This window comes from Comamonas sp. Z1, assembly GCF_008121555.1.
GTDB lineage: Bacteria > Pseudomonadota > Gammaproteobacteria > Burkholderiales > Burkholderiaceae_C > Comamonas > Comamonas thiooxydans.
On the sequence record NZ_VOQT01000005.1, the window covers coordinates 78,752 to 96,099 of the forward strand.

Below are 17,348 nucleotides of genomic sequence, written 5' to 3' on the forward strand. Positions count from 1 at the left end.
TGCCGAGCCTTCGACGCCCGCACATGATCCAGGATTCAGAGACATAGACCGCCATGAGCTTTCCCGTCAGCTTCGAGTTTTTCCCCACCAAGACGCCCGAAGGCGCTGCCAAGCATGTGGGCGTGCGCCAGGCCCTGTATGCGCGCAAGCCCGAGTTCTGCTCCGTGACCTATGGCGCGGGCGGTTCCACCCAGGCAGGCACCTTCACCATGGTTCGCGACATTCAGAACGAAGGTGTGGGCGCGGCCTCGCACTTCTCCTGCATCGGCGCCACGCATGAGAAAGTGCGCGCCGAGCTGAACGAGCTCAAGGCCATGGGCGTCAAGCGCATCGTCGCCTTGCGCGGCGACCTGCCCAGCGGCTACGGCCTGGGCGGCGAGTTCCAGTACGCCAGCGATCTGGTGGCTTTCGTGCGCCAGGAGTTCGGCGACTGGTTTCACATCGAAGTCGCCGCCTATCCTGAAACTCACCCCCAAGCAAAGTCCCCTCGCAGCGATCTGGACGCATTTGTTGCTAAAGTGCGCGCTGGTGCAGATTCCGCCATCACGCAATACTTCTACAATGCCGACGCATACATGCGCTTTGTCGATGAGGTGAGGGCTCTGGGGCTCGACGTGCCGGTCGTGCCAGGAATCATGCCGATTACCAGCTCTACACAGCTGATGCGCTTCTCGGATGCATGTGGTGCCGAGATTCCGCGCTGGATTCGTCTGCGTCTGCAGGCGTTCGGAGATGACACCGCTTCCATTCGTGCGTTCGGTCTGGATGTCGTGACTCATCTATGCGAGCAGTTGCGCAGCCAGGGTGCTCCCGGGCTGCACTTCTATACGATGAACCAGAGCGTCGCCACTCTGGAGATCTGCGACCGTCTGGGTCTGTAAGCCAAAAGCTTGCCGGCCGCGAGGCGGCCGGTCTTGGGCGGCTCTCACTTGAGCTTTCAAGGAGATTGCGCCCGTGCAACCGAAATTTTGGCGCTTGCGTTGTTGTCAGTGGATAGGTCTTGCCGTCGTCACCGCGACCATGGCCGGCTGTGCTCCGCTGCAGGAAAAGCCCGAGGAACAGCCCCCCGTCGTTCAGAGCCAGCCCCGAAAAAAGGGCGCGCAGCCCACGGTCTCCGCCCCCCTGCTGCCCGACGCCTATGCGCGCAGCAACTATCGCGACAAAGGCCTGGGTGTCAAGGCCAACAAGCCTGCGGATGCCGACAAGGCAGACCTGCCCGAAGACAGCAGCAAGTACGAGCTGAGCCCTCCGCGAGAAAGCGACCAGGAGGGCCTGGCCTCTTGGTATGGCGGGCAGTTCCACGGCCGCAAGACGGCCAGCGGCGAGCGCTTTGACAGCATGGACATGACGGCAGCGCACAAGACCCTGCCTTTCGGGACGCGCGTTTGCGTGCGCAGCTCCGTGACCGGCAAGAGCGTGGTGGTGCGTATCAATGACCGCGGCCCCTTCGCGCCAGGTCGCGTCATCGACCTGAGCAAGGCCGCGGCCCAGGAGCTGGGCATGCTGGGTCTGGGCATCAAGCCCGTGGAGCTGTGGCAGCTGGACGCCGATGAGGACGAGTGCCCGGCCACGCTCAATGCTTCGGGCAAGAAGCGCCATCCCAGTGTGGCGCAGGGCGCTGCCGCCTCCAAGACGCGCGCGGCATCCGCGAATCAGCCCGCGCGCAAGGTCTCCCAGACCGCCAAGCGCAAGCGCTGAACCATTATTGCTGTTGAAGGGGGCTGCCAGTGAAGCTGGCGCGCCCGGACTGCAGAGGGCCGGCAAGGGCCGGCCTACAGCCGCCAATCAGCCGCCAGACTCCAGCGTAAAGCCTGCATTGCTGTCCTGACCCAGCAGTTTGACCAGCTGCGGCATGGCGGGCTTGAGTTGATCCCTGAGATTGAACGGCGGGTTGATCAGAAACATGCCGCTGGCGGGCAGGCCGCCGCGTTCGGAGGTTTTGTTGCTCTTGACCGTGAGCGTTGCATGCAGCCAGCTCTTGCCAGCCTTGGTGGCCATGGTCTTGAGCCGCTTGGGCAGATCATGGGCTTCGGGGCGCGGGATGATGGGGTACCAGACGGCGTAAGTGCCTGTGGGAAAGCGCTTGAGACCGTCCGCCGCCATGTCCAGCACACGGCCGTAGTCGGTCTTCAATTCGTAGCTCGGATCGCAGAGCAGCAAGGCGCGGCGCGATGGCGGAGGCAGGAATTTCTTCACGCCTTCGAAACCATCCTCATGCAGGATGGCGACCTGGCGCCTGACCTCCAGCTGGGCCATGTTGCCGGTCAGAGAGCGCATGTCCGTGGGGTGCAGCTCAAAGGCCTTGAGACGGTCATGACCGCGCAGCAGCGCCTGGGTGATGAAGGGCGAGCCGGGATAGTTGCGGATGGCATTGCCCTGGTTGAAGCGACGCACCATCTGAAGATAGTCCTGCAGCACAGGGGCCAGTTCGGCCTCCTTGGCGGCAGCCAGGCGCAGCACGCCTTCCTCGGCCTCGCCGCTCTTGCTGGCGTAGTCGCCGTCCAGGCGGTACAGGCCGGCGCCGCCGTGGGTGTCGAGCACCGTCAGCGCAGCCTCTTTTTGCGTGAGGTATTGCACGGTGGCAATCAGAACGGTGTGCTTGAGCACATCGGCGTGATTGCCTGCATGGAAGGCGTGGCGGTAACTGAACATAGAAATGGATGGTAACCAGCAGGGCAAGAGGGGAACAGCACTTTTTACCCTGTGGTCTTTAAAGGCTGTCGGCGCCTGGGTGCAGAGGGAGAAACAGGCACTAGGGGCTGTTTCACAACAGGCTGCTGCACGAAAACACGCAGATTCTGGCGTTTTTGTATAATGGCGGGCTTCGCAGCGATTTTATGGTTCCCGCGGCGAAGGCTTGGGCCAAGTTTAAATTGGTCCGAGTAACCCCGCCTAAGAGGCTTCCTTTAAAAGACCTGTCTTTTTCAAGAAGAAGCACCGACCGCGGAAAAGGGACCGCCAAACCTTCTTGAAAGAGAAAACTCATGTCTACATTCAGCGCAAAGCCCGCTGAGGTGCAACACGAGTGGTTTGTGATTGACGCCACCGATAAGGTGCTCGGACGTGTCGCCAGCGAAGTGGCACTCCGTCTGCGCGGCAAGCACAAGGCCATTTACACACCTCACGTTGACACCGGTGACTACATCGTCATCATCAACGCCTCCAAGCTCAAGGTCACTGGTACCAAGAACCTGGACAAGGTGTACTACCGTCACTCCGGTTTCCCCGGCGGCATCACTGCCACCAACTTCCGCGACCTGCAAGCCAAGTTCCCTGGCCGTGCTCTCGAGAAGGCCGTCAAGGGCATGCTGCCCAAGGGTCCTCTGGGCTACGCCATGATCAAGAAGCTGAAGGTTTACGGCGGTGCTGAGCACCCCCATACCGCACAGCAGCCTAAGGCTCTGGAAATCTAAGGAGACCTAGATGATTGGTGATTGGAACAATGGCACAGGCCGTCGCAAGTCCAGCGTCGCTCGCGTGTTTCTGAAGAAGGGCTCCGGCAAGATTACTGTGAATGGCAAGGACATTCAGCAGTACTTCGGTCGCGAAACCTCCATCATGATCGCAAAGCAACCCCTGGTTCTGACTGAGAACCTGGAGACTTTCGACATTCAAGTGAACGTCCATGGCGGCGGCGAATCCGGTCAAGCCGGTGCAACCCGTCACGGCATCACCCGTGCCCTGATCGACTATGACGCAGCTCTGAAGCCTGCACTGAGCCAAGCCGGCTTCGTGACTCGCGACGCTCGTGAAGTCGAACGTAAGAAGGTCGGTCTGCACTCCGCACGCCGCGCCAAGCAGTTCTCGAAGCGTTAATCCGTTTCCCCTGCAGAAAGGACTCTTCGGAGTCTTTTCACGAAAAAACCGCCTCGAATGCAATTCCTGGCGGTTTTTTCATGGGCGGCTGCAGCCTTGTCCAGCGCCTGCGCAAAGCCCCCACTTGCACTGGCGACAAAGAGATACGGCCGGTATTCCCGAGCCCCTTGCTGTAACATTTCAGGCAATCAAGAAACTACGGAGTAATGCCATGAGCGCCGTTGCTGAAACCACGACCACCGAAATGCCTTCCCCCATCGTCTTCACCGACAGCGCTGCTGCCAAGGTGGCAGACCTGATTGCCGAGGAAGGCAATCCCGATTTGAAGCTGCGCGTTTTTGTGCAAGGTGGTGGCTGCTCCGGTTTCCAGTACGGTTTCACCTTCGACGAGATCACCAACGACGACGACACCACCATGACCAAGAACGGTGTCTCGCTGCTGATCGATTCCATGAGCTATCAGTATCTGGTGGGTGCCGAGATCGACTACAAGGAAGACTTGCAGGGCGCTCAGTTCGTGATCAAGAATCCCAATGCCTCGACCACCTGCGGCTGCGGCTCCAGCTTCTCGGTCTGAGTGAAATGATTGTCTGCGCGCCGACCGCTCTGGTCTGGCGCCCGCATATTGCTTAAGCCGCTGCTTGTCAGCGGCTTTTTTGTTGCCTTGCCGCCTCGTTCCGGAGCTGCCCATGGGTGAGATGCCCACCGCGCACCATAGTGCCCCCCATAAAGAAAGACTGCTGTGGCTGGTGGCCATAGGCTTTTTCATGCAGTCGCTGGACGCGACCATCCTCAACACGGCGTTGCCGGCCATGGCGACCGAACTGGGCGAGAGCCCGATGAAGATGCAGTCGGTCATCGTGGCCTATGCGCTGACCACGGCCATGCTGATTCCGGCCACGGGCTGGGTGGCCGACCGCTTTGGCACGCGGCGCGTCTACGGCTGGGCGATAGGCCTGTTTGTGCTGGGTTCGGTGCTGTGCGCGCTCTCGCCCAGCCTGCCGTTTCTGATCGCGGCACGCGTGGTGCAGGGCGTGGGTGGCGCCATGATGCTGCCCGTGGGGCGGCTGGCCGTGCTGCGCACCTATCCGCGTGGCGAGTTCATTCGCGCCATGAGCTTCATTGCCATCCCGGGCCAGGTCGGCCCGTTGCTGGGGCCTACCCTGGGCGGCTGGATGGTGGAGTACGCCAGCTGGCACTGGATCTTCTGGATCAATGTGCCCGTGGGCCTGATCGGGCTGTGGGCCACCTGGCGCTGGTTTCCGCGCAGTGCGCCCGTGCCTGTGCACCGCTTTGACGGCAAGGGCTACGCCATGCTGGCCTTCGGCATGGTGGCCATTTCCATCGCGCTGGACGGCCTGTCCGGCATGGGGCTGGGCATGGCGCTGGTGGTGGTGCTCATGGTGTTCGGCCTGGCCAGTCTGGCCAGCTACTGGATGCATGCGCTGCGCGTGGATGAGCCGCTGTTTGCGCCGGGTCTGTTCAAGGTGCGCTCGCTGCGCGTGGGCCTGCTGGGCAATCTGTTCACGCGTTTCGGCAGCGGTGCCGCGCCGTTCCTGATCCCGCTGATGCTGCAGGTCGGTCTCAAGATGTCACCCATGAACGCGGGTCTGATGATGCTGGCCACCGTCACCGGCAGCATGCTGGTCAAGCGCATTGCCGTGCGCACGGTGCAGCGCTTTGGCTACAAACGCGTGCTGCAGGTCAATTCGGTGATGCTGGCGGTGATGTTGGCCTCCTTCGGGCTGGTGGTGCCGGGAACGCCGGTCTGGCTGCTGCTGGTGCAGCTGTTCATCTTCGGCGGCTTCAACTCCATGCAGTTTTCGGCCATGAATTCGGTCACGCTCAAGGACATGGAGGGCGAGTCTGCGAGCAGCGGCAACAGCCTGCTGTCCATGGTGCAGATGCTGTCCATGAGCATGGGCGTGGCACTGGCCGGAGCCCTGCTGACAGGCTTCAGCGATATGTGGCCGGCGCACAGCGACGAGCGCATGCAGGCCATTCGCGCCACCTTTGTGACGGTGGCTCTGATGACGCTGGCGGCGACGCTGGTGTTCAGCCAGCTCGATGCCGACGAGCCTGTGCGCCCGGCTCCGGATGGCGGCGACGCCTGAAAATTTGATAGCTTATAGCGCTTGCTAATAAAAGATTTCAGATTGTTTTCAATTTGAAGTCATTGATTAAAAGGCGCTATTAGCTATTGATAGGGGAGCGCGACTCGGCTCCCACTTCCTGGGACTTACCCGTAGGGAACCGGGTTTTGTACGGGTTCACCCTTGATTTTGGTCACGGATATATGACGCGCTACATAGCCCCTATGAGCGCGTCTGTATGAGAGGCTGCCCATGCAGGCGTAGCCTTCGATCTTGACGAATGCTGCGTTTGGAATGCATCTTGCATGCAGGCATTCAATCTCACCCTGTCCCACGATCATGAGCACCAGTCAGAACTCTCAACCGATACGCTTCTTCCACCGCGGCGAGGTGGTGGAAGTGCAAGGCCCGCACCCCACACGCTCCGTGCTTCAATGGCTGCGCGAGGATGCCCATTGCACCGGCACCAAGGAAGGCTGCAACGAAGGCGACTGCGGTGCCTGCACGGTAGTCATCGGCGAGCTGGCCGAAGCCGGCGATACCGAGGCCGTCAACGGCCTGCGCCTGCAGACCGTCAATGCCTGCATTCAGTTTCTGCCCAGCCTGCATGGCAAGGCCTTGTTCACGGTGGAAGACCTCAAGAGCCAGTGCGCGGGAAAGTCTGCCTGCGCCGGCAAGCCCGCAGGCCCGCAAAGCCTGCATCCGGTACAGCAGGCCATGGTGGAGTGCCATGGTTCGCAATGCGGCTTCTGCACGCCCGGCATCGTGATGACGCTGTGGTCGGCCTATGAGCATCATCAGCAGCAGGGCAGCGAGCCCACGCGTCAGCAACTGGCCGACGAACTCTCGGGCAATCTGTGCCGCTGCACGGGCTACCGCCCGATTCTCGATGCCGGTCAGCGTATGTTCGATCTGCCTGCCGTGCGTCTGGATACAGCGCCCGTGGTGGCTGCGCTGCAAGGCCTGCAGGCCGGCAACGCGGGTCTGAACTATGCGGCGCCCCAGGGCCTGCGCACCGACTTCTTCCATGCTCCACGCACGCTGGCGGATCTGGCCGGTCTGTGCGAGGCCAAGCCCAAGGCCCGCATCGTGGCAGGCTCCACCGATGTGGGGCTCTGGGTCAACAAGCAGTTCCGCGACCTGGGCGACATGATTTATGTCGGCGACGTGGCCGAGATGAAGCGCATCGAGGTGCGGCCCGATGCCGAGGGTGGCGAGCTGTACATCGGCGCCGGGGCTTCGCTGGAATCAGCCTGGAGTGCGCTGGTGCAGCGCTGGCCCAGCCTGACCGATGTCTGGCTGCGCTTTGCCTCCATGCCCATCCGCCATGCGGGAACCATGGGCGGCAATGTGGCCAATGGTTCGCCTATCGGCGATTCGCCGCCGGTGCTGATGGCGCTGGATGCCCAGATCGAGCTGCGCAAGGGCGAGCGCGTGCGCCGCATGCCTCTGACGGATTTCTATCTGGACTATATGAAGAACCAGCTGGAGCCTGGCGAGTTCGTGCAGGCTCTGGCGGTGCCGCTGGCGGCCATGCAGCGCCAGGTGCGCGGCTACAAGATCAGCAAGCGCTTCGACTGCGATATCTCGGCCCTGTGCGCCGGCTTTGCCATCGAGCTCGATGGCGAGATCGTGCAATCCATCAGGCTGGCTTTTGGCGGCATGGCCGCCACGGTCAAAAGAGCGGCGGCAGCCGAAGCGGCCCTGCTGGGCAAGCCCTGGAGCCTTGAAAACGTGAAGGCCGCGCAGGCCGCGCTGGCCCAGGATTTCAAGCCCATGAGCGATATGCGCGCCAGCGCCGATTACCGCCTCAAGGTGGCGCAGAACCTGATCCAGCGTCTGTGGCTGGAAACGCGCGCCGATCAGCCGCAGGGCACTGATGCGACCAGTGTCTGGAGCGTGATGCCCCACGTCGTTCCCGCCGCCGTGGAGCAAGGAGTCTGAAATGAACAACCCCCTTGAATTGACGAATGAACTGGTGGCGGAAGCCTTTGCCGACTACCGCAAGAATCAGGCCTATCGCATTGACGAAGTGACCGAAGCCAAGGCCCATGATCAGGGCGCACGCGTGGGCGTCAGTCGCAAGCATGAGTCCGCACACCTGCATGTGGCCGGCGAGGCCGCCTATATCGACGACCTGCCCGAGCTGGAAGGCACGCTGCACTGCGCGCTGGGGCTCTCGCCCGTGGCCCACGGCCGTCTGACGGCGCTGGCGCTGGAGGCCGTGCGCGCCATGCCCGAAGTGGTGGACGTGATCACGGCTGCCGACATCCCCGGTGTCAACGACTGCGGCTCCATCATTCATGACGACCCGATTCTGTGTGATGGCGAAATCCGCTACGTAGGCCAACCCTTGTTCGCCGTGATTGCCCGCTCGCGCGATGCGGCAAGACGTGCGGCCGCCCTGGCCAAGGCCGCGGCCACCATCAGCGAGCTGCCGCCCGTGCTGACACCGCGCAAGGCCCATGAGCTGGGCCAGTACGTGATGCCGCCCATGCACCTGGAGCGCAGCACCCGCGAAGGCGGCGCGCGCGCCGCCATGGATGCCGCGCCGCACCGCCTCAAGGGTTCCTTCGATGTGGGCGGGCAGGAGCAGTTCTATCTGGAAGGACAGATCAGCTACGCCACGCCCAAGGAAGACGGAGCTGTGCATATTCATTGCTCCACCCAGCATCCCAGCGAAATGCAGCATCTGGTGGCTCATGCTCTGGGCGTGGCTTCGCACAGCGTGCATGTGGAATGCCGGCGCATGGGTGGCGGCTTCGGCGGCAAGGAGTCGCAGTCGGCGCTGTTCGCCTGCGTGGCGGCCGTGGCGGCAACCAGGCTGCAGAAACCGGTCAAGCTGCGTCTGGACCGCGACGACGACTTCATGATCACCGGTCGCCGTCACTGCTTCTGGTATGAGTACGAAGTGGGCTATGACGATGAAGGCCGCGTGCTGGGAGCCGAGATTTCCATGGTCTCGCGCGCCGGTCACTCTGCCGATCTGTCGGCGCCGGTGATGACGCGTGCGCTCTGCCATTTCGACAATACCTACTGGCTGCCCGATGTGCTCATGCATGGCTATATGGGCAAGACCAACACCCAGAGCAATACGGCTTTCCGTGGCTTTGGCGGACCTCAGGGCGCGATTGCCATCGAGAACATTCTGGATACGGTGGCGCGCAGCCTGGGGCGCGATCCGCTCGATGTGCGGCGCGTCAACTTCTACGGCAAGGGCGAGCGCAACATCACGCCTTACGAGCAGGTCGTGACCGACAACGTGATTCACGAGCTGGTGGCCGAGCTGGAGGAGTCCAGCGACTATCGTGCGCGCCGTGCGGCCGTGAATGCCTTCAACGCCGGCAGTGCCGTGCTCAAGCGCGGTCTGGCGCTGACACCGCTGAAGTTCGGCATCTCCTTCAATGTGGCCCACTTCAACCAGGCCGGCGCACTGGTCCATATCTATACCGATGGCTCGATTCTCGTCAACCATGGCGGCACCGAAATGGGCCAGGGCCTGAACACCAAGGTGGCGCAGGTGGTGGCACATGAGCTGGGCGTGGCATTCGAGAATGTGCGTGTGACGGCCACCGATACCAGCAAGGTGGCCAACACCTCGGCCACGGCTGCCTCGACGGGAGCCGACCTCAACGGCAAGGCCGCACAGGATGCCGCACGCCAGCTGCGCGAGCGTCTGGCCGAATGCGCCGCACGCCTGCATGGCGGCGATGCCCATGACGTGCGCTTTGCCAACAATGAGGTGCAGGTCAATGGCCAGAATGTGCCGTTTGCCGAGCTGGTGCGCGCCGCCTATCTGCAGCGTGTGCAGTTGTGGTCGGATGGCTTCTATGCCACGCCCGGCCTGCACTGGGATGGCAAGCGCATGAAGGGCCACCCCTTCTTCTACTTTGCCTATGGCGCGGCCGTCAGCGAAGTGGTCATCGATACGCTGACGGGCGAATGGAAGCTGCTGCGCGCCGATGTGCTGCACGACGTGGGCCGCTCGCTGAACCCGGCCGTCGATGTGGGTCAGGTGGAGGGCGCCTTCATCCAGGGCATGGGCTGGCTGACGACCGAGGAGCTGGTCTGGCACCCGCAAAGCGGCAAGCTCATGACCCATGCGCCCAGCACCTACAAGATTCCCACGGCCAATGACTGCCCGCCGGTCTTCAATGTGCGCCTGTTCGAGGGCGACAACTACGAAGACTCCATCCACCGCAGCAAGGCCGTGGGTGAGCCACCGCTGCTGCTGCCGTTCTCGGTGTTTTTCGCGATTCGCGATGCGGTGTCCGCCGCCGGTGAGCACCGTGTGAACCCGCCCCTGCAGGCGCCTGCCACGTCAGAGGCCATCCTGCGAGCAGTGGAAGCCGTTCAAGGGCACACTGGCTAGTTTTTCCTCACAGGTGTTGTCGCCTTGCGAGGCGGCAGCCATTCTGAGTCATGGCTGTTTGCCGCGGGGCAAGGCCATATGCTGCGCCGTCCATCCGGCGGCGCAGGACCGGGCGCGTTCCTCGCGTTGCGCCTCGCATGCAAAACAACACGGAGACTATGCAATGAACTGGACAGAGCGGATATTCAAACTCAGGGAGCACAACACCAATGTGCGCACAGAACTGGTCGCAGGGCTGACGACCTTTCTTTCCATGGCCTACATCATGTTCGTCAACCCCTCCATTCTGGGTGATGCGGGCATGCCCAAGGGATCGGTCTTTGTCGCCACCTGCCTGATCGCAGCGCTGGGCTCGACCATCATGGCGCTGTATGCCAACTACCCGATTGCGCTGGCGCCGGGCATGGGGCTGAACGCCTATTTCGCCTACGTGGTGGTGCTCAAGATGGGCTATACGTGGGAGGCAGCCCTGGGGGCGGTGTTCGTCTCGGGATGTCTGTTCCTGATCTGCACCATGCTGGGACTGCGTGAGCTCATCATCAAGGGCATACCGCAGTCCATACGCGTTTCCATCACCGTGGGTCTGGGTCTTTTCCTGGCGCTGATCGCGCTCAAGACCGCCGGTGTGGTTGCGGCCGACCAGAACACCTATGTGACGCTGGGCGATCTGCACAAGCCCGAGGTCATCATGGCGCTGCTGGGCTTTTTGCTGATCGTGGTGCTGGACCGTCTCAAGGTGCCGGGCGCCTTGCTGATCGGCATCCTGGTCGTGACAGTGGCCTCGTTCTTCTTCGGCGGCAACACCTTCCACGGCATCTTCTCGGCACCTCCTTCCATCGAGCCCACTTTCATGAAGCTCGACATCAAGACGGCGCTGACCACGGGCTTCCTCAACGTGGTGCTGGTGTTCTTCCTGGTGGAGCTGTTCGATGCCACCGGCACGCTGATGGGCGTGGCGCGCCGCGCCGGCCTGCTGGTGCCTGAGCGCATGGGTCGTTTCAACCGCTCGCTGCTGGCCGATTCAGGTGCGATCTTTGTGGGCTCCATCCTGGGTACTTCCAGCACCACCGCCTATGTGGAGAGCGCTGCCGGTGTGCAGGCCGGCGGTCGTACGGGCCTGACGGCTCTCACGGTTGCCATGCTCTTCCTGGCCTGTCTGTTCATCGCGCCGCTGGCCGGTGTCGTGCCCGGCTATGCCACCGCACCTGCTCTGCTGTTCGTGGCCTGCCTGATGCTGCGTGACCTGACGGAAGTGCAGTGGGATGAAACCACCGAAGCCATACCGGCAGTCGTCACCGCGCTGATGATGCCTTTCACCTACTCCATCGCCAACGGTCTGGCCTTCGGCTTCATCACCTATGCCGTACTCAAGCTGTGCACAGGCAAGGTCAAGGAGGTGCACTGGATCATGTGGGTGATTGCTGCCTTGTTCCTGTTCAAGTTCATCTACGTCGGCGGCCACTGATCTTCAGGCGCTGATCGAACCCGGCATGGCTCGAAGGAGCCAGCCGGACAGGACATCCAAGATGCGAAAAGCAGTCCGGCTACTGGTGGGTCGGGCTGCTTTTTGCATTGTGAGGGTCAGGCCTGCCGATGGCCTGTGCCTTTATAGGCAGACGCCCGGATGGTCAGTCATTTCCCCGGGCCTCAACAACATTGATTTCATGAGCATATTGCCGAATCAAAGCTTGTTGTGCGTTCGTGCGCCTGGCCTCGATGGGCGCCTGCCGCCTTAAGTGCCTGACAGCACAGCGAAATCCATGTGCGTCCGCTGGACCGACACCGGCGCTCGGATGAGTTGGTTGTTTCCAAATTTGAAATCAATATTTTTTGATCTGTCGACTGCTCCCTAGCATCCGTCCCATTGCATACATGGGAGAAGAGAGTGGACAAGCGTCGATTCCTGCTGGCAGGGCCTTCATTGCTGGCAGTGGCTGCCATGGGCGCCGCCGGTGTTGCGCGTGCTGCGGCAGACGCCAGGACCAGGCTGGTTGTCGCTGATCAGAGCGAGCTGATTCGTCATCTGCTGGATGCCAGCGGTGAGCGCAAGAAGACAGGCTTTCAGCTGGAGCTGCCCAATTTTGCGGGCGGTCCGGCCATTTTCGAGGCCATCAGGGCCGGGGCGCTGGACATGGCTTATGTCGGTGACACGCCTCCCATCCAGGCTCGGGCCGCAGGCGTGAACCTGCCCATCATCGCAACCTTCACCCGAGCCAGGGCTGAATATCGTTTGCTCCAGCATGCCGGTGCCGGGGTGGAGCGCCTGAGCGATCTGCGTGGCAAGCGCGTGAGCTATGTCGAAGGCTCGGGTCGCCAGGTTTTCCTCATCGAGGCCCTGAACCGGGCGGGCCTGACGCTCAAGGATGTCACGCTGGTGCATCTGCGCGTGTCCGAACTCAACGATGCCTTGCGCGCCCGTGCCGTGGATGTCGCCACCATTGCCGAGCCGCATGTCACGCGGCTGTCCAGGCAGATCGGTGCGCGTGTGGTGCCCGATCCACTGGAGCGTCAACTGCTGCCGTCCACCTCCTATATCTATGCCCGCCCGGATGTGCTGGCCGATCCGCAGAAGGCAGAAGCCATCCGCGAGTTCCTGGCCTCCTTCGTGCGCGCGGGGCGCTGGAGCAATGTCCATCGCAAGGAATGGGAGCAGCATTACCTGCGCAATTTCCAGCGCCTCGATGCCGAGAGCGCTGCGGCCATACAGGCGGCGCAGGCTCCGCTCGAGTTCCAGACCGCCGCACAGGCCCAGCCTCATCATCAGAAGCTCATCGACATCCTGCACAGCGCTGGCAGTTTGCCCCGGCGCCTGGATGCCAGGGACTCCTTTGTGGCGAGCTATGACGGCGTGATCGTCGCCAATCGCTGAGGAGTTGCCGTGATGACTCCGATTCCTCTGGAAGCGCGCGTGGCCGGCTGGCAGTCTCAGACCGGAGCGCCGCTTGCCGCGCCGGACCGCAAGGCCCCGGCACTGGTGCAGGACCGCCTGTCGCCGGGCATGCTGCTGGCCGGGCCGGCCCTGCTGCTGCTGGTATGGGAGGCCGCATCGCGCCTGGGATATCTTTCGTCCGAGACGCTGACCGCACCGTCGCAGGCATTGCGTACAGGCTATGAAATGGCCCTTGATGGAAGCCTGCTGCCGCATCTGCTGGCTTCGGCCGGGCGAGCCTACACAGGGCTGTTTCTGGGCATTGTGGTGGGCGTGCTGCTGGCGCTGGTCGCCGGACTGAGCCGCAGCGGCGAGGCCCTGATCGATGGTCTGGTGCAGATCAAGCGGGCCGTTCCCACGCTGGCGCTGATTCCATTGGCCATCATCTGGCTGGGCATAGGCGAGGCGATGAAGGTCTTCCTCATCTTCACCGCCGTGCTGATTCCCATCTATATCAACACCCATGCAGCGCTGCGCAGCATCGACATCGGCCATGTGGAGCTGGCGCAGACGCTGGGACTGTCGCGTGCCGAGTTCATTCGCAAGGTGGCCCTGCCGGGAGCCTTGCCGGGCTTTTTTGTCGGCCTGCGCATGGCGGTCTCGCTGTGCTGGACGGCGCTGGTGGTGCTGGAGCTGATCAACACGCAGACCGGTATCGGCTATCTGATGAACCGTGCGCGCGATTGGGGGCAGACCGATGTGATCGTGGTGGGAATCCTGATCTACGCCTTGCTGGGTCTGTTCTCCGATGCCGCAGTGCGGCGCCTGGAGGCACGTGTGCTGTCCTATCGGAGGTCGCTGGGATCATGAGCCATCCATCATTGACCGGTACCGTGCAACTGCACGGCTTCAGCCGCAGCTTCCATGGCAAGCAGGTGCTCGACGACCTCCATCTCGATATCGTCCCCGGGCAGTTCGTGGCATTGCTGGGGGAGTCGGGCTCCGGCAAGACCACGCTGTTGCGGGCTCTGGCCGGCCTCAATGCCGAGGCCCGGAGTTCGGGGGCGGCGCTGGCCCATGGCAATGTCTCCGTGCTGTTCCAGGACTCGCGCCTGCTGCCCTGGCTGACGGTGCTGGACAACCTGACGCTGGGGCTGGATGCGCAGGCGGCCCGGCCTGCCGCAGTGCAATTACTGCGCGAGGTGGGCCTGGAAGACAAGGCCGGGGCCTGGCCCGCCACCCTGTCCGGTGGGCAAAAGCAAAGAGCGGCACTGGCTCGCTCCTTGCTGCGCGAGCCGCATGTGCTGCTGGCCGACGAGCCTTTTGGCGCCCTGGATGCGCTGACCCGCCTGCGCATGCAGGGCCTGCTGCGGCGCATGGTGGAGCGCATACGCCCGACGGTGATTCTGGTGACCCACGATGTGGACGAATCCCTGATGTTGGCAGACCGGATTCTGGTGCTCAGGGACGGAAAGATCGCCGAAGACCATGCGCTGGATCTGGCCCATCCGCGGCGACCGGATCACCCCGCTTTCATGCAGCTGCGCACGACCTTGCTGCGCAGCCTGGGTGTGGAAGCCGAATTTTCCTGAAAGAAGCCCTGCCATGACACGACAACTACACCTGAACCTGTTTCTGATGACACGAGGCCACCACGAAGGTGCCTGGCGTCACCCAGGAGCCAATCGCAAGGCACTGACCGATCTGGAGCTCTATGTGGATGCGGCCCGCATCGCCGAGGCCGCCAAGTTCGATGCCGTATTTCTGGCCGACGGGCTGGTCGGGCCCGACAACGGGCAGATGGCTTCTTCAGGCCAGCTCGAGCCGCTGCTGCTGCTGGCTGCACTGGCGCAGCATACCGAGCGTATCGGGCTGATCGGCACGGCTTCCACCACCTACAGCCTGCCCTATACGCTGGCGCGGCAGTTCGCCACGCTGGACCATCTTTCCAAGGGCCGGGCAGGCTGGAATATCGTGACCTCCTGGCTGCCCCGGGCCGGCGAGAACTACGGGTTGCAGCAGAACGTGGAGCATGCCGAGCGCTACCGCATCGCCGACGAGTTCGTGGCCGCAGTGGATGCGCTGTGGCGCAGCTTTCCGGGCGCTGCGGTGGTGGACGATGCCGAATCGGGCCAGTTCCTGGACATAGGCCAGGTGCGCCCCGTCAACTATGCGGGAACGCATATCCGTACGCGCGGACCGCTGAATGTGCCGGGCAGCCCCCAGGGCCGTCCGGTGCTGGTGCAGGCCGGGCAGTCCGAAACGGGCCGGGCCTTTGCCGCGCAATGGGCCGAGGCCATTTTCACGGCGCATGGCAGCAAGGAGTCGGCACAAGGCTTTTATGCCGATATCAAGGGGCAGGCGAAGGCTCTGGGGCGCAGGGCCGAGGACATTGTGATTCTGCCGGGCATCAGCGCCGCGATTGGATCCACGGAGTACGAAGCCCGCCAGGTGTGGGAGGAGCTCGACAGCCTGACCAGCATCGACGTGGGATTGGGGCGCCTGTCGGCCCGCTTTGGCGGCCATGACTTCAGCAGTCTGCTGCTGGACCGCCGCTTGACCCGCGACGATTTTCCCGACCCCGCGCTGGTGGAAGCTTCCAGGAGTCGCGCCATGGGCTATGTGGAGACCACGCTGCGCGATGGACTCACGCTGCGTCAGCTGCTCAAGCGACTGGCAGGCGCGCGCGGGCATCTGGCAATTGCCGGCACGCCCGAGCAGGTGGCGGACACGATCGAAGACTGGTTCCGCACGGGCGCCGCCGATGGCTTCAATGTGATGCCACCGGTCATCACCCAGCAGCTGGAGCTGTTTGCCAGCGAGGTCGTGCCCATCTTGCGCAAGCGCGGGTTGTTTCGCAGCGACTACCAGAGCAGCACGCTGCGCGGCCATTTCGGCTTGCCCGATCTGCCTGTGGTGCAGCACAAGGCGCAGGCGGATGCCGCAGTAGCGGCCTGAGCCTGCAGGCGGGCCGGCGGCCGCGCGGTCAAGCGGGGTGGATGGCGCCCAGAATGCGCGGGCCGCTGGCGCCTGTCACGCTGGCCAGATTGCCGGGCAGGCCCAGCAGGCACTGGCGTGCCAGCCAGGCAAAGGCGGCTGCTTCCACTTCGAGCGGGGGCAGGCCGCACTCTGCCGTGGAGGCCAACTTCACGCCCGGCAGCAGGGCGGCAAGACGCTGCATCAGATAGGTGTTCAGTGCGCCGCCGCCGCAGACCAGCAGTTCGGTGCCGTCCCTGCCGAAACGCTGCACGGCATGGGCGCAGCTGGCGGCCGTGAATTCGGCCAGGGTCGCCTGTACATCGGCCGCGGCGGCCTGGGCCGCATGCTGCTGCAGATGCCGCTCCAGCCACTCGGCGTGAAACAGATCGCGCCCCGTGCTCTTGGGCGGCTGCTGGGCCAGATAGGGATCGCCCAGCATGGCTGCCAGCAGCTCGGGCAGGACCTTGCCGCTGGCGGCCCACCGGCCGCTCTCGTCATAGCTCCTGCCGGTATGGCGCAGGCACCAGCCGTCCATCAGCGCATTGCCGGTGCCGGTGTCGAAGCCCAGCACTGAGCCGTCGGCACCCAGCACACTGAGATTGGCAATGCCGCCGATATTGAGCACCAGTGCGGTTTCAGCGGGCCTGCCGAACACGCTTTGGTGAAAGGCCGGCACCAGCGGCGCGCCCTGGCCGCCTGCCGCCACATCGCGGCTGCGCAGGTCGGCGACGACGCTGATGCCGGTCAGCTCGGCCAGCAGGGCGGGGTTGTTGAGCTGCAGCGTATAGCCCGTGCCATCGAACATCTGCGGACGGTGGCGCACGGTCTGGCCATGGGCGCCTATGGCTGCGATCTGCCCGGCCCGGACGCCGGCTGCAGTCAGCAGTTGCTCCACCACCTGAGCATAGTGGCGCACCAGTGCGTTGGCGGCCAGGGCGGCGCGATGCAGCTCGTCCTGGCCACCAGCGGTGTTGAGGGCCAGCAACTCGGCGCGCAATGCCGCGTCGAAGCCGCAGCTGGCATGTTGCAGCACTCGCGTGCCCTGGCTGAAGTCCACGAGAACCCCGTCGACGCCGTCCAGCGATGTACCGGACATCAGGCCGATATAGAGGTTGCTTTGAGCGGCTTGTTCAATGGCATTGGACATGGTAGATCAGAGGGTTGGCGTGCGGTTTACTATCTTAGCTGTAGCGTTTGCGGCTTTCCTGGCGGTCGCTGC

General features: G+C 63.2%; 15 protein-coding genes. 13 read left to right on the top strand and 2 right to left on the bottom strand.

What is annotated here, in order from left to right:
- Window positions 1–53: 53 nt before the first annotated feature.
- Window positions 54–881, top strand: a complete 828-nt coding sequence (metF, locus tag FSY45_RS11295) for a methylenetetrahydrofolate reductase [NAD(P)H] (protein ID WP_003061724.1) — start codon at window positions 54–56, stop codon at window positions 879–881.
- A gap of 139 nt (window positions 882–1,020) precedes the next feature.
- Complete coding sequence (locus FSY45_RS11300; RefSeq protein WP_046460989.1) at window positions 1,021–1,698, top strand: septal ring lytic transglycosylase RlpA family protein; 678 nt, start codon at window positions 1,021–1,023, stop codon at window positions 1,696–1,698.
- Between the two features lie 87 nt (window positions 1,699–1,785).
- Here FSY45_RS11300 and FSY45_RS11305 read toward each other — a convergent pair whose 3' ends face one another.
- Window positions 1,786–2,652 carry a 23S rRNA (adenine(2030)-N(6))-methyltransferase RlmJ gene (locus FSY45_RS11305; protein WP_003061727.1) on the bottom strand — a complete coding sequence of 289 codons (867 nt, stop codon included), beginning with the start codon at window positions 2,650–2,652 and terminating at the stop codon, window positions 1,786–1,788.
- 332 nt (window positions 2,653–2,984) lie between these two features.
- On the opposite strand from FSY45_RS11305, the gene rplM reads away from it, so the two are divergent.
- The 11 genes from rplM (at window position 2,985) to FSY45_RS11360 (ending at window position 16,108) form a co-directional block, all read left to right on the top strand.
- Window positions 2,985–3,413, top strand: coding sequence for a 50S ribosomal protein L13 (gene rplM / locus FSY45_RS11310; protein WP_003059004.1), 429 nt, complete (start codon window positions 2,985–2,987; stop codon window positions 3,411–3,413).
- 10 nt (window positions 3,414–3,423) lie between these two features.
- Complete coding sequence (gene rpsI, locus FSY45_RS11315; protein WP_003059002.1) at window positions 3,424–3,816, top strand: 30S ribosomal protein S9; 393 nt, start codon at window positions 3,424–3,426, stop codon at window positions 3,814–3,816.
- Between the two features lie 211 nt (window positions 3,817–4,027).
- Complete coding sequence (gene erpA, locus FSY45_RS11320) at window positions 4,028–4,393, top strand: iron-sulfur cluster insertion protein ErpA (protein ID WP_003059000.1); 366 nt, start codon at window positions 4,028–4,030, stop codon at window positions 4,391–4,393.
- Between the two features lie 64 nt (window positions 4,394–4,457).
- Window positions 4,458–5,930, top strand: a complete 1,473-nt coding sequence (gene mdtD / locus FSY45_RS11325) for a multidrug transporter subunit MdtD (protein WP_255443307.1) — start codon at window positions 4,458–4,460, stop codon at window positions 5,928–5,930.
- A 318-nt stretch (window positions 5,931–6,248) separates the two neighbouring features.
- Entirely contained in the window at window positions 6,249–7,853 is a 1,605-nt protein-coding gene (xdhA, locus tag FSY45_RS11330) for a xanthine dehydrogenase small subunit (RefSeq protein ID WP_046460991.1), read from the top strand.
- Between the two features lies 1 nt (window position 7,854).
- Window positions 7,855–10,281: a xanthine dehydrogenase molybdopterin binding subunit gene (gene xdhB, locus FSY45_RS11335; RefSeq protein ID WP_046460992.1), complete on the top strand. Its 2,427-nt coding sequence runs from the start codon at window positions 7,855–7,857 to the stop codon at window positions 10,279–10,281.
- 163 nt (window positions 10,282–10,444) lie between these two features.
- Complete coding sequence (locus FSY45_RS11340) at window positions 10,445–11,746, top strand: NCS2 family permease (RefSeq protein ID WP_148748081.1); 1,302 nt, start codon at window positions 10,445–10,447, stop codon at window positions 11,744–11,746.
- 420 nt (window positions 11,747–12,166) lie between these two features.
- Entirely contained in the window at window positions 12,167–13,150 is a 984-nt protein-coding gene (locus FSY45_RS11345) for an ABC transporter substrate-binding protein (protein WP_046460993.1), read from the top strand.
- Window positions 13,151–13,162: 12 nt separating this feature from the next.
- On the top strand, window positions 13,163–14,020 hold the full coding sequence (locus FSY45_RS11350; protein WP_046460994.1) for an ABC transporter permease: 858 nt from the start codon (window positions 13,163–13,165) through the stop codon (window positions 14,018–14,020).
- Window positions 14,017–14,742 carry an ABC transporter ATP-binding protein gene (locus FSY45_RS11355; protein ID WP_046460995.1) on the top strand — a complete coding sequence of 242 codons (726 nt, stop codon included), beginning with the start codon at window positions 14,017–14,019 and terminating at the stop codon, window positions 14,740–14,742. Before FSY45_RS11350 ends, FSY45_RS11355 begins: the two co-directional genes overlap by 4 nt.
- A gap of 13 nt (window positions 14,743–14,755) precedes the next feature.
- Entirely contained in the window at window positions 14,756–16,108 is a 1,353-nt protein-coding gene (locus FSY45_RS11360; protein ID WP_046460996.1) for an LLM class flavin-dependent oxidoreductase, read from the top strand.
- Between the two features lie 28 nt (window positions 16,109–16,136).
- Here the strand turns inward: FSY45_RS11360 and FSY45_RS11365 are convergent, their stop codons facing one another.
- On the bottom strand, window positions 16,137–17,276 hold the full coding sequence (locus FSY45_RS11365) for an anhydro-N-acetylmuramic acid kinase (protein WP_046460997.1): 1,140 nt from the start codon (window positions 17,274–17,276) through the stop codon (window positions 16,137–16,139).
- Window positions 17,277–17,348 lie beyond the last annotated feature (72 nt).

Bases quoted from the DNA above. Each gene is read 5' to 3' on its own strand.
- FSY45_RS11350 (WP_046460994.1), top strand. From the start codon at position 13,163: ATGACTCCGATTCCTCTGGAAGCGCGCGTGGCCGGCTGGCAGTCTCAG.
- rplM (WP_003059004.1), top strand. From the start codon at position 2,985: ATGTCTACATTCAGCGCAAAGCCCGCTGAGGTGCAACACGAGTGGTTT.
- FSY45_RS11360 (WP_046460996.1), top strand. From the start codon at position 14,756: ATGACACGACAACTACACCTGAACCTGTTTCTGATGACACGAGGCCAC.
- erpA (WP_003059000.1), top strand. From the start codon at position 4,028: ATGAGCGCCGTTGCTGAAACCACGACCACCGAAATGCCTTCCCCCATC.
- FSY45_RS11305 (WP_003061727.1), bottom strand. From the start codon at position 2,652: ATGTTCAGTTACCGCCACGCCTTCCATGCAGGCAATCACGCCGATGTG.
- xdhB (WP_046460992.1), top strand. From the start codon at position 7,855: ATGAACAACCCCCTTGAATTGACGAATGAACTGGTGGCGGAAGCCTTT.
- FSY45_RS11340 (WP_148748081.1), top strand. From the start codon at position 10,445: ATGAACTGGACAGAGCGGATATTCAAACTCAGGGAGCACAACACCAAT.
- FSY45_RS11355 (WP_046460995.1), top strand. From the start codon at position 14,017: ATGAGCCATCCATCATTGACCGGTACCGTGCAACTGCACGGCTTCAGC.
- metF (WP_003061724.1), top strand. From the start codon at position 54: ATGAGCTTTCCCGTCAGCTTCGAGTTTTTCCCCACCAAGACGCCCGAA.
- rpsI (WP_003059002.1), top strand. From the start codon at position 3,424: ATGATTGGTGATTGGAACAATGGCACAGGCCGTCGCAAGTCCAGCGTC.
- FSY45_RS11300 (WP_046460989.1), top strand. From the start codon at position 1,021: ATGGCCGGCTGTGCTCCGCTGCAGGAAAAGCCCGAGGAACAGCCCCCC.
- xdhA (WP_046460991.1), top strand. From the start codon at position 6,249: ATGAGCACCAGTCAGAACTCTCAACCGATACGCTTCTTCCACCGCGGC.
- FSY45_RS11365 (WP_046460997.1), bottom strand. From the start codon at position 17,276: ATGTCCAATGCCATTGAACAAGCCGCTCAAAGCAACCTCTATATCGGC.